At 69.6% G+C, this 12022-nt stretch carries 7 protein-coding genes and 1 pseudogene; 4 read left to right on the top strand and 4 right to left on the bottom strand.

Annotation, left to right across the window (positions count from 1 at the left end):
* Positions 1-12: 12 nt before the first annotated feature.
* On the bottom strand, positions 13-2397 hold the full coding sequence (locus OB08_RS13760; protein WP_461475658.1) for a family 43 glycosylhydrolase: 2385 nt from the start codon (positions 2395-2397) through the stop codon (positions 13-15).
* A gap of 310 nt (positions 2398-2707) precedes the next feature.
* Between OB08_RS13760 and OB08_RS13755 the strand changes: the two genes are divergently transcribed.
* The 3 genes and pseudogenes from OB08_RS13755 to OB08_RS13745 all read left to right on the top strand — a co-directional run.
* On the top strand, positions 2708-4036 hold the full coding sequence (locus tag OB08_RS13755) for an ABC transporter substrate-binding protein (RefSeq protein WP_461475656.1): 1329 nt from the start codon (positions 2708-2710) through the stop codon (positions 4034-4036).
* Positions 4037-4059: 23 nt separating this feature from the next.
* On the top strand, positions 4060-4938 hold the full coding sequence (locus OB08_RS13750; RefSeq protein ID WP_461475654.1) for a carbohydrate ABC transporter permease: 879 nt from the start codon (positions 4060-4062) through the stop codon (positions 4936-4938).
* A 74-nt stretch (positions 4939-5012) separates the two neighbouring features.
* A pseudogene (locus tag OB08_RS13745) lies at positions 5013-5708 on the top strand (carbohydrate ABC transporter permease); the annotation flags it as partial.
* Here OB08_RS13745 and OB08_RS13740 read toward each other — a convergent pair.
* Complete coding sequence (locus OB08_RS13740) at positions 5656-6696, bottom strand: LacI family DNA-binding transcriptional regulator (protein ID WP_461475652.1); 1041 nt, start codon at positions 6694-6696, stop codon at positions 5656-5658. The pseudogene OB08_RS13745 and the gene OB08_RS13740 sit on opposite strands and share 53 nt — an antisense overlap.
* A 122-nt stretch (positions 6697-6818) precedes the next feature.
* Here OB08_RS13740 and OB08_RS13735 point away from each other — a divergent pair, with 122 nt between their 5' ends.
* Positions 6819-7874 (top strand): LacI family DNA-binding transcriptional regulator, encoded by a 1056-nt coding sequence (locus tag OB08_RS13735; protein ID WP_461475650.1) that lies wholly within the window; start codon positions 6819-6821, stop codon positions 7872-7874.
* Between the two features lie 59 nt (positions 7875-7933).
* On the opposite strand, the gene OB08_RS13730 is transcribed toward OB08_RS13735, so the two are convergent.
* Positions 7934-10870, bottom strand: a complete 2937-nt coding sequence (locus tag OB08_RS13730) for an immunoglobulin-like domain-containing protein (RefSeq protein WP_461475648.1) — start codon at positions 10868-10870, stop codon at positions 7934-7936.
* A gap of 137 nt (positions 10871-11007) precedes the next feature.
* Complete coding sequence (locus tag OB08_RS13725; protein WP_461475646.1) at positions 11008-12018, bottom strand: LacI family DNA-binding transcriptional regulator; 1011 nt, start codon at positions 12016-12018, stop codon at positions 11008-11010.
* Between the last annotated feature and the right edge of the window lie 4 nt (positions 12019-12022).

Genomic DNA, 12022 nt, shown 5'->3' with positions numbered 1-12022 from the left:
CACCCTGTTTCGTCAGCCGCAGGCGTGTGCGGCGAACGGCGCCTCGACCGTGGCCGAGACCTGCTGGCTGTCGACCGTCGCCGTGACCGTCACCGCGGCGACTCCGGCGGGGGCGTTCGCGAGGCGCGTCGTGAACGCGCTCGATGCGGACTTGCCGGCGGCGACCGTGATCGACGACTTCGAGCCGTACGGTGTGGCCACCGAAGCGGTCACGGGCACGTCGTCGGCGTTGGTCACCTTGACCGTCAGCACCGACTTGCCCGAGACGCAGCGCGAGGCCGCGTCGGCGGACACGTCCAGGGACGGCGCCGCGTTCTCGGCGAACGACCACGTGTCGAGTTCGAACAGGTCGCCGCTGCCGCCCTTGTAGGTGAAGAACAGGTCGCGCGTGCCCTCGAGGCCCTCGAGGTCGGCCGTCAGCTCGGTCCACTGGCCGGTCGCCCCCGTGACGGGGATGGTGGCCACCACGGGCCCGGTCTCGCTGCCTGTGCGCAGGTCGATCGATCCACCCGCCTGCAGCGGCTTGACCTTCACCGTGACCGACTCGGCGCCGGCGTCGCCGAACGCCACCGACGACAGGGCGGTCCAGTCACCGTTGTCGATGTCCTTCACGACGAGGTTCGGCGCGGTCGCCCCGAACTGCGTCGACCCGCCGTCGACCTTCTGCGTCGCGATGCCCTTGCTCCAGCCGAAGGTCTCGGCCTCGAAGCTGCGGTACGGGTCGAAGTCGTGCACCTGCTGGACGCCGGCGTAGTCGCCGACCACCTGCTGGATGGTGCCGTCCGCGTTGAACGACAGCTCCTGGATGTGGGGGCTGCGGTATCCCTGCGTGGTGTTCCCGTTGATGCGCTTGTTCAGCGTCGGGGCGTGGTACGTGAAGTAGTACTTGCCCTCGAACTCGAAGACGGACTGGTGGTTGTTGCCGCCGGTGCCCGCGCCGAAGAACTGCGACTGGTTCGGGAAGAGGATGCCCTGGTACTTCTCCTTCGGGAAGTTCGTCGGGCTGTCCGACATCATGTACGGGATCTGGCCGCCGCCGGGGTAGCCCGGAAGCGGGGTCTGGTTGCCGCCGAAGTCGTTGCCGCCGAAGTGCGACGAGTACGTCAGGTAGTACTTGCCCTGGCGCTCGAAGATGTGACCCGCCTCGAACGAGACCGGGGTGTCGACGACCATGGCCGAGCCCTTCGTCGTCACCATGTCGTCGCCGAGCTCGATCACGCGGATGTTCTTCGGGTTGTTGTACCGCTCGGCCGCGGGCATGCTCGTGGACGCGGGTCCGCCGCCGAAGACCAGGTACGCCTTGCCGTCCTTGTCGACGATCGGTGCCGGGTCGAACTTCCACGCGACGTCCTCGGCGCCGGGAGTGGTGCCGTTGATCAGCGTGCTGGTGCGCTCGCTCGTCCACGGTCCGAGCGGGCTCTTCCCCGTGATGACGTTGCTCGAGCCGCCGCCGTTGGCGTAGTAAAGGAAGTACTTCTCCTCGCCGTTCACGACCTTCTTGGCGAAGCCCGGGGCCCACGAGTTGTTCGTGAACGGGGCGACTCCCTGCGGGCCGGCCACCTGGATCTCGCCGTGATCGGTCCAGTTGACGAGGTCCTCGGACGAGATCAGCGTGATCTGGTTGATGTTGCCGTAGTTGATCTGCGGCGAGACGCCCGTGATCGGATCGGGACCGTAGCCCTGGGTGTCGTTCGTCATGAACATGTACACACGGCCGTCCTCGGCGTATCCGAAGCCGTCCGCGCCGAACTTGTGCCCGATGAGGGGGTTGTGCTCACCGGGAACCTTGCCCACGACCTCGATCGTCTTCGAGGGCGGCGGGGGCGGAGGCGTTCCGACGAGCGACACGTCGTCGACGATGAAGTCCATCAGGTGGGTGTTCGGGTCGCTCGAGGGCGTGCTCGTCCAGGGCGTCTCGATGAACAGCCGGGCGGTCGTGACGCTCTGGCTCGCCGGGATCGTGAACGTCGCGTTGATGTAGCCCCACTGGCCACGGGCCGGGGTGGTGCTGGCCAGGTTCGTGTACGTGCTCCCGCCGTAGTGCATCGTGGCGAAGAACTGCTTCGTCGCCGGGCTGCTCGGGTTGTCGTACTTCACGCGGGCCTTGATGCTGTAGGTCTGCCCCGCCTGCACCTTCCCGCTCAGATCCTGCATCGGACCCGAGCCGGTGGTCGTGCGGCCCGTGACCTTCACGGCGGACGCGCCCGAGTAGGCGTCGCCGACGATCGACAGCGTTCCCCCGTCGGTGGCGTTGCCGTTGTTCACGAACCACCCCTGAACGCCCGACTCGAAGCCGCCGTTGACGATCAGCTCCTCGTCTGCGGCCGTGGCCGGCGCCGCGAGGCCGCTGACGATGAGCGCCGTGGCTGCCACCGCCGCTCCAAGCAGGCCGGCCATCCTGCGGCGTCTCGCCGCGCGATGGGTCATCTCGTTGGTCAAGGTCTCCTCCTCATTGATCGATCAACCTCGGTCCGCCTGCACCGCATGCGAGCATGCGGGGGGACGAGGGGTCGGGCAGGATTCCCCTTGCTCAGATCTGCTGGGCACTGCTGCGTGCGTCCCGGCCCCTTCGGCGGGTGCTTGGCATGTTAGCGGTCACAGCAACCGCCCACAAGACCCAGTTGTTCGCGCTATCAAACTCCGGCATGATCGAGTGGACCGAGAGCCGACCCTGCCCGCGGGTAAGGCTCTACGCGAAGGAGCGTTCATGGCCGTCAGCCCCCGACGGGTCGCCGAGGCGCGGTTCCGCACGGCGCGCCCGCGCGCGACGAGGCATCGCGCTCGTGCCGCACGTGCGTCGTCGGCCGCCCTGGCGGGCGCCCTCACGCTGACCGGATGCAGCGCCCCGGCGGCGGAGGATGCGGTCTCGTTCTGGTCCTTCACGGGCATCCAGCAGGGAGCGCAGGTCGAGCGCTATCTCGCGGCGAACCCCGGCGCGAGAATCGACCTCAGTGAGATCGGCACCTCCGGCGAGACGGCCGATGCACTGACCGCCGCGCTGGCCGGTGGACGGCCACCCGACCTCGTCCTCATCCAGGGCGAGGACCTCCCCCGCTTCGTCGATGCCGAACAGCACTTCCTCGACCTGGGCGATCTGGCCGGGGACGGCTACGGCGACCAGTACCTCCCGTGGGCGTGGGATGCGGCGACCACACCGTCGGGCAAGGTGATCGGCATCCCGACCGACGTCGGAGGCATGGCGCTGGCGTACCGGGCGGACCTGTTCCAGGAGGCGGGCCTTCCGACGGAACCCGAGGCCGTGAGCGCACTGTGGCCGACCTGGGACGCGTTCGTCGAGGTCGGCACCCGTTTCGTCGCCGGCTCCGACGCCGCGTTCGTCGACAACGTCAGCACCACGGTCTTCGTGAACGCATCCAATCAGCTGCCCGTGAAGTACTACGACGAGTCGGGCGATCTCATCCATGACAGCAATCCCGGCATCCGGCAGGCGTTCGAGCTGTCCCTGGCCGCGCACGAGGCCGGTATCAGCGCGGGGGCGGGCGCGTTCACTCCGGGATGGCAGGCGGCGATGGCGCGAGGCGACTTCGCGGTGATGGCCGCGCCGTCCTGGATGCTGCGGGTGATCAAGTCGGCCGCGCCCACCACGAGCGGCAGATGGCGCGTCACATCGGTACCGGGGGTGGCCGGCAACTGGGGAGGAAGCTACCTCGCGATCCCGGCGGGCTCGCGGCACCCCGAAGCCGCCTGGGACTACATCGCGGAGACCCAGACGCCGAACTCGCAACTGGAGCACTTCGCCGACGGCGGACCGCTCCCCGCCACCCGCGCCCCGTATGGGGATGACATCGCCGCTTTCGCGGATCCCTTCTTCGGCGACTCCAGGATCGGCGGGATCCTCACCGACTCGATCCTCGACATGCGAGCGGTCCGCCAGGGCCCGGCGACAGCCACGATCAACGCGGCGTTCCTACAGGCGCTGACCGCCGTCGAGCAGGGGTCGCTCGACGCGGGCGCTTCCTGGCAGTCCGCGATCGCCGCCGCCCAGGTGGCGCTCCCGTCCTCTTCGCGCCGTTGATCGTGCAACAGCGCATGCGACGGATGCCGCGGCGGACGGCCGTGGCGCCGTACATGTTCCTCGCCCCATTCCTCGTCCTCTTCGGCGTCTTCGCGGTCGGACCGTCCGTCGCGACCTTCTGGCTGGCCTGGTGGGACTGGGATCCCCTCGGCAGCCAGGAGTGGGTCGGGTCGGCGAACTTCGCACGTCTGCTCACCGACCCCAGGTTCTGGACGGCGACGGTGAACACCCTCGTCATCGCGGGGCTGGCGACCGCTGGACAGGTGTGCATCGGACTGGCGCTCGCCCATGTGATCCACCGTGCGACCCGGACGACGGGGGTGCGGATCTCGCTCCTGGTGCCGTACGTCACGTCGGGGGCGGCCGTCGCGATCCTCGTCGCACAGTTCGTCGACCGCGATTACGGGCTCCTGCCACGGCTCGCGGAGTCGTTCGGGCTCACGGGCGTCGACGCGCTCGCGCACACGGCGGGGGCGTGGGCGGTCGTCTCCGCGATGGTCGTGTGGCGATGGTTCGGATTCACAGCCCTGCTCATGGTGGCCGTGCTCGCGTCCGCCCCGCCCGAGCTCTTCCAGGCCGCCGAGATGGACGGAGCGGGACCCTGGGCGCAGTTCCGCCATCTGTCACTTCCTCTGCTCCGGCCCGTCATCGTCTTCAGCATCCTCACCTCGATCGTCGCGACGCTCCAGCTGTTCACGGAGCCGCTGCTCGCGGACCCGTCCGGCCTGACCTGCGGACCAGCGCGCCAGTGCCAGACGCTCGCGCTGCTCGTGTACGAAGTGGGATTCCGGGATTTCCAGTTCGGCTACGCCGCCGCAATCTCCTCGGCGGTCTTCCTGATCGCGGCCGGCATCGTCGGCCCGGTCTTCCTCCTCCTCCGCCGTGTCGGGTGGACGACGTGACCAGGGTCGGCAGGGGCGCGTCGACCGTGGTGCTGGCCGCTGCCGCGCTCGCTTGCTGGGCACCGGTATGGTTCATGGTCGTCGTGGCGTCGCACGACCCCGCAGCCGCGACGACCTTTCCGCCGCCGCTGCTGCCCGGGGGACGGCTTCTCGAGAACGTGGAGAAGGTGTGGTCGCACGTGGCGTTCGGCGGCTCGCTTGTGAACTCGGCCCTCGTCTCGAGCGCGATCGCGGTGGGCGGCACGCTCATCTGCGCCCTTGCGGGATTCGCCTTCGCCAAGCTGCGGTTCCCGGGGCGGGGCGTTCTCTTCGCGGTGGTCCTCTTCGGGCTGACACTGCCCGTTCAGCTCGCGATGATCCCGAACTATCTTGTGGTGTCCGCCCTCGGCTGGGTGGACACTCCGCAGGCTCTCATCGTGCCCGGGCTCGCGAGCGCCTTCGGCGTCTTCTGGATGCGCCAGCACATCTCGGCCGTGCTCCCGGACGAGGTGCTCGATGCAGCGGCGCTCGACGGCTGCGGAAGGTGGTCGATGTTCCGGCAGGTCGCATTTCCGAGCGTGAGGGCGGGTGCGGGGGTCCTGGCCTGCCTGCTTTTCGTATCGGCGTGGAGCGATTTCGCCTGGCCGTTCATCGTGCTGCGCTCCCCCGGCTCGCAGACCGTGCAGGTGGCGCTCCGCGGGCTGCAGGGCGAGTACGGCGTCGACTACTCGCTCGTGTTCACGGGTGCCCTGCTGGCGACCGCCCCGATGATCCTGCTCCTCCTGCTGGTGGGTCGATGGGCTGCGCGGAGCGCGTTCGTGAAGAGCCGCGCAGAACGAGTCGCGGAAGCTGCGCCGGAGCCTCAGCCGGGGCCCCATCCAGAAGCCTCGACACCGCCCGCTCGGCTCGGTCTGCCAGGCCCGAGTCGACCGCGCTCACCGGTGGGCTGAAGTGGGCGGCATCGGGGTGATCCTCGAGCGACACCAGGCTGAGATCCTGCGGAACGCGCACTCCGCGGGCACGCAGCCCGCTGACGAGCCCCAGCGCGAACGACAAGCTGGGAACCACGACCGCCGTGCAATCGTGAGGGAGCATCCCGCGACGCGCGACGCGCAATCCTCCCCGAGCCGTCGCCGGCACCGCCAACGGCGTGACGGACCGGCGGCCGACGCGGTCGACGACCGTCGCCGGCAGGGCGCACGCGATCGCGTCATGGCCGAGGTCCCTGAGGTGATCGACTGCGACCCGCAGCGCCGCCGCGGCATGGTCGTCCGGGCCGTCGTCGATCGCGCCGGGGTGAACCGACATCGACACCCACGGTGAGGCCGTGCGCAAGAGTGCGATCGACTCCGCAGGCTCCCCGTCGCACAAGACGAACACCACGCCACGGAGTCCTGGCTCACCGATCCGCTGAGCCGCCGCCTCCATCGACCCTTCGTCCGACGGGTCCGCGCCGATCATCGTGAGCGCGAGTCCCCGGCGTTCGGTCGCCCGCGCGATCGCCCCCACCAGGGCGGCCGCGCGAGGGCATCCGGCCCCGCCGACCATCACGGCGGCGAGCCGCGGACCGACTCGTCCCGCGAGGACGCGGGCCGACAGGTTCGGCGTGAATCGCACACGCGCGACGATCTCGAGGACGCGGCGGCGCGTCGCGTCCGTCATGCCCTCCTCCCCGTTGATCGCCCTCGAGACGGTGGTGTGCGACACTCCTGCGGCCGCCGCGACGTCGTAGATCGTGGGCGCGCGAGGATCGGCTTCGCGCCGGTCGACCGCCGTCATCGCGAGTCCACTCCACCTCTACGCACCGGCGGTGCCGACGCGCACGCGCCGGGGAGCCGAGAACATCGCCGCACCGCCGATAGAGTCGCCATAGCCCACCGAGCTCACGCGAACAGACCCGGATGCACCAACTGCCCAGCCCGCACGCCCACCAGCGCGTCACCATGCAGGACGTGGCGGAGAAGGCCGGCGTGTCCGCGCAGACCGTGTCCAACGTCGTCAACGGGCGCACCGAACGGGTGGGGCCCGAGACCATCGACCGAGTCGCGCGCGTCATCGACCAGTTGGGCTACCGCGTCAATCAGAGCGCCCGGTCGTTGAGGAAGGGCCGGACCGGCATCGTCGGCCTCGGCGTCCCGGTGCTGGCCTCCGAGTACTACGGCGAGTTGGCAGAGCGGCTGTCCCGCCGATTCTCCGAGCATGGCGTGCGGCTGGTCACAGAGAACACCGGCGGCGAGATGACGGCCGAGGTGGAGTCTCTGGCAGCATCCCACCTCGAGACCTACGACGGATTCATCCTCGCCATCGCCGCGAGCGAATCCGCCGAGCTGAACAGGATTCTCCCGGGCAAGCCCATCGTGCTGCTCGGGGAGCGCGCACTGTCGACGCGGTTCGACCACGTGCTCATGGACAACGTAGGCGGGGGCCGGCTGGCGACCCGCCACCTGTTGGAGCGCGGGGCCAGAGCCATCGTCGCCCTCGGGGGCGCCGCAGAGGGCCCGGAGTCCGTGCAGACCCTGCGCACCCGCGGGTACCTCGAGGCGCATCGGGCCGGCGGGCTGCCGGTCCGGCCGGAGCTCATCCAGCCGGTCGGGCTCGACATGGCCGACGGCTACCGCGGCGTCAACGCGCTCCTCGATCAGGGTGTCGAATTCGACGGCGTCTTCGCACTCACGGACTCGTGCGCGTTCGGCGCCCTGCGCGCGCTCGCCGACCGAGGCCTGGGTGTGCCCGGCGACGTCCAGGTGGTGGGCTTCGACAATGTACGCGCCGGCGAGTACACCCACCCGCGGCTCACGTCGGTCGAGCCGGGCAACGACGCCATGGCCGACGCGATCGTGTCGGTGATGCTCGCTCGACTGAAGGTCGACCGGCCTGCCGATGAGCCTCGGCGCACCATGCTGCCCGCGTCCATCGTGGAACGCGGGTCGACGCGTCCGATGAGCACCGGCGACTGAGCGCGGATCCGCACCGCGGTGGGGAGCCGCACGGTGCGACTCCCCACCCACGGAGCGGCTCATGGTGCGCAGGACACCGCCTCGATCTCGAGGTCGTAGACCGACTCGACCCGGTTGTCACCATCGCCGGTGCCGAGGGTCACCGTCATGGCGCCGGCCGTCAGGCTCGCCGCCCGCGTGGCGAACACGGAGGCGTGCGTCTTGTCGGCGGCGAGCGCCCCGACGGTCTTGGAACCGTACGGCGTGGCGATGCGCAGGTCGATCTTCGCGCCCTCCTCGTTCGTGACCGAGACCGTGATCACGACCTTGCCTGCGACGCAGCGGTCGGACACGGCGACCGACGCCGCCACGGCGGGCAGCACCTCGAAGTCCGCGCTCGCCTCGGAGGCCAGCAGGATGTCGAAGCCGAGATACTCGGCGGTGACCGTCTGGCCGCCCTCCGCGAGCCCTGCCGGGATGGTGGCCGACGCGGTTCCCTCGTCGAGGTAGACGGTCTCCGTCCAGTCGCCGACCGAGAAGCGGACCTGACCGCCGGTCTCGAACCCGTCCGCGGCGGCGACGGTGGCCGTCACCTCGGTCGTCTCGTCGGCCCGCACGTCGTCCACCGATACCTCGACGGTGGTCGCGACGTCCTGGTTCGGGATGCCGCGGATGCTGTTCCACTCCCGCAGCGTGATCGGCAGCACCGTGCCGTGGCGCGGACGCGGCACACCGGCGTTGGTCATCGTGATGCTCTTCGCCTGCCACGTCTGGGCCTCGATATCAGCCTCGCAGGCCGCCTGGTAGCCGCCGCCGTTCGTGTACCGATCGCCCCACAGGTAGAACTGGCCGGGGCACGCCGTGTCGCCCGGGTTCGCCTTGAAGATGACCGGGCCCTCGTAACCGGCGTTCGATTGCCAGGTGGTGCGCCCGAGCGCCGGAGCCACGAGGTCCCACGCGGTGATGTCGCTGTCGAGGAAGTCGGTGTGCTTCTCCGAGAAGATGTCCGACCCGGCGTTGCCGGCCTCGTTCTTCGTGACGCGGTAGTACTCGTCGCCGACCTTGATCGCCGTCGTGTCGATGCGCGACTGCGGAGCGGGGTTCTGCCACACCTTCGGCTCGGAGAACGTCTGGAAGTCGCGCGTGATGTTGTACCACATCTGGGCGTTGCCCTGACCGGTGCGGTTCACGGGGTCGTTCCACAGCGACTGGGCCCAGAACACCGCGTAGGCGCCGATCTCGTCCACCCACAGCGACTCCGGAGCGAACGCGTTGCCGGCGTTGTCGGGTGCCACCTTCACATGGCGCTGCGGCGTCCAGTTCACGAGGTCGTTGGACTCGAAGACCTCGATGTACTGGGTGTCGTTGATGGCGTAGCCGCCCTGGTCGTACCAGTTGAGGTCGGTGGCGATCATGTAGAAGGTGTCACCGTCGGGCGACCGCACGATGTGCGGGTCGCGCAGGCCCTGGTCGCCCAGCTGCGAGACCAGCGAGGGCCATCCGCCGGTGAGCCCGGTCCAGTCGAGCGCCGTATTGCCGTTGGAGGTGGCGAACATGATCTGCTCGCCGTCGGCCATTCCCTCGCCCTTGAAGTACCCGAGGAAGTACCGCTCGTTCTCTTCATGTCGAGGCAGCGGCTTGACCACCACGTCGAAGGTCTTCTCGACCTCGGCTTCGCCCTTGGCGATGGTCGCCGTGAGCGTTCCCTCCACCTCGGGATGCCCGTACGCGGGACGCGTTACCTCGCCGGTCGGCGAGATGTGGTCGGTGCTCGACTCCCACGTGATGTCGGAGCCCCAGCGGCCCTCGGTCGGCAGGGTGATGTCGCCCCGGATGTTCCCGGTCTCGTACAGCTCGAGGTCGAGCTTGTCGCGATCTGCCGAGTGGCCGTCGTCGAACTCGGCCGGCACGGTGATGCGGATCTCGCGCACGGCCACGGACTCCGCTCCCTTCCGGAGCGTGGCGGTGAGCACGGCGGACGCATCGGCCTCGCCGAGCGCCGGGCGGGTGATCACGCCGCGGATCGGCACCTTGCGCGCGCTGTTGACCGCCGGCGGCACGACGACCTCGACGACCTCCGGGTCGGACGACGTCCAGGCGATGGACGATCCGGCGACGGAGCCGAGCTTGGGCAGCTCGAGGTCCTCGACGATCGCGTCGGTCAGTCCGAGGTCGATGGCCGCGGCATCCGCTTCGACTCCCTCGTCGTTCCCCTGGGCCGCGCGCTGCGCGACCTCGGCCGCGCTCAGGCCGCGGTCGTAGACGCGGAAGTCGGACAGCGTGCCGCGGAAGGAGTAGTTGCCGGGCACCTGCGAGCGCGCCAGGAAGTTGCAGTTCGTCCCGGCGGCGTTGACGGACGGCGCCGTCGTGATCGTGGTGGATTGCGCGTACTGCACGCCGTCGACGAACAGCGTTCCGGTCCAGGTGGTGCCGCCCGCGTTCGGAGTCTGCGTGTAGGTCACGTGCTTCCACACGCCCTCCGCGAGGCGGACGCGGTTCTGCTGCACGTTCACGGTGCCCGCGGCGACGCGGAGGCGCTGGGTGTTGGACGAGAAGAGCTGGCCCTGCTGGCCGCCCGCGACGTCGCACGACACCTTGTTGCCGAGGCCCCAGATCTGGTGCTCGCCGACGTTGGCCGGATCGATCCGGATGTCGTAGTCGACCGTGATGGCCTGCATGCCGGCGGTCAGGTTGTCCGGCAGGCGCACATAGCCTCCCGAGAGCGCGTCGGCATAGGCATCCGGATTGAATCGGATGCCGAGGCCGTCGCGCTCGGTCTTGTCGGGGTTCACCAGGGTGGCGTCGGCGGTGCTTCCTGCCGACCCGGTGTTCTCGATGACCGTACCCGACGTCTCATCGAGCTCGAAGTGGTGGACGAGGCCGTCGAGGACATCGTCGTAGACGGGCTCGGCTGCAGCCGGTGTCGCGATGACCACGCCGACGCACAGCGAGGTGGCGGCGATCACCGCGGCGGCGCGAGACCGGCGGAGTGGGCGGGCGGTCGATGGAGGGGCCATGCGGTGATACTCCTTCGTATCGGGACTGTGCGGATGCGACGACGACCGGCGAGGTAGGTTTATCGATCAATCGCAATGTTACCGATCACAATACAACGATGCAAGACGCGTCGCCGGTCGCTCCGAGCGAGCGCGAGCTAGAGCGGACGCGGTGGGGCGGTCGACTCGCGGACCACCAGATGTGTGGCGAGCTCCAGGCGCGTGACGTCGGGCGCTGCATCGTCGACGAGCTGGAGGACGAGCCGCGCTGCCTGCTCCGCCATCTCCGTCACCGGCTGGTGCACGGTCGTCAATCGCGGGCTCGCCAGCTCGGCGATCGCGAGGTCGTCGAATCCCACCACCGACAGATCGCGCGGAACCCTCGCTCCGTCCGCCGACGCCGCGTGGAGCACGCCCAGCGCCTGCACGTCGCTGGCCGCGAAGATCGCCGTCGGCGGCTCGGCGAGGCCGAGCAGTCCGTGCGCGAGGCTCTCCCCGCTCGAGCGGTCGAACCCGCCCGTGACCATGAGCGCGGGGTCGACGGGAAGACGAGCGGCGGTGAGCGCGGAGCGGTAGCCGTCGATGCGCGCGAGGGAGCACATGACGTCATCGGGCCCGCCGAGCATCGCGATGCGCCGGTGCCCCAGTTCGATGAGGTGCCGTGTCGCGTCGACGCCGCCTGCCCAGTTCGCGGCTCCGACCGACGGGATCCCGGGTGCCGGGTCGCCTGCGGGATCGATCAAGACGAAGGGGATGCCCCTCGCCTCGAGCTTCTCGCGGGCAGGCGCGGGCATGCCCGCGAACAGGAGGATGACGCCGGTCGGCCCACGGCGGAGCACGGAGTCGAGCCAGTCGTCCCCCGGCGCATGACGGTCGCCGCTCACCGAGAGCGAGATCGCCAGACCTCGCTCGGCGGCGACCTCTCGCACACCCTCCACGATCGAGAGCGCCCACTCGCCGTCGAGCTCGTGGAGCACGACTTCCAGATACTCCCGCCGCTTGTGGCTCCTCCGCCGGCGGTAGCCGGTGGTTCGCAGCTGCTCCTCGACCAGCGCGCGCGTCGAGGAGGAGACGTCCGCCGCACCGTTGAGCACCTTGGAGATCGTCGTCATGGACACGCCGGTCGTCGCCGCGATCTCCCTCAGGGTCACCCGCTGCGCCCGTGCCATGTCC

This window comes from Microbacterium sp. HJ5 (assembly GCF_054824025.1).
Note: the sequence above shows the minus strand (reverse complement) of the source record. Positions and strands in the feature narration are given on the sequence as shown.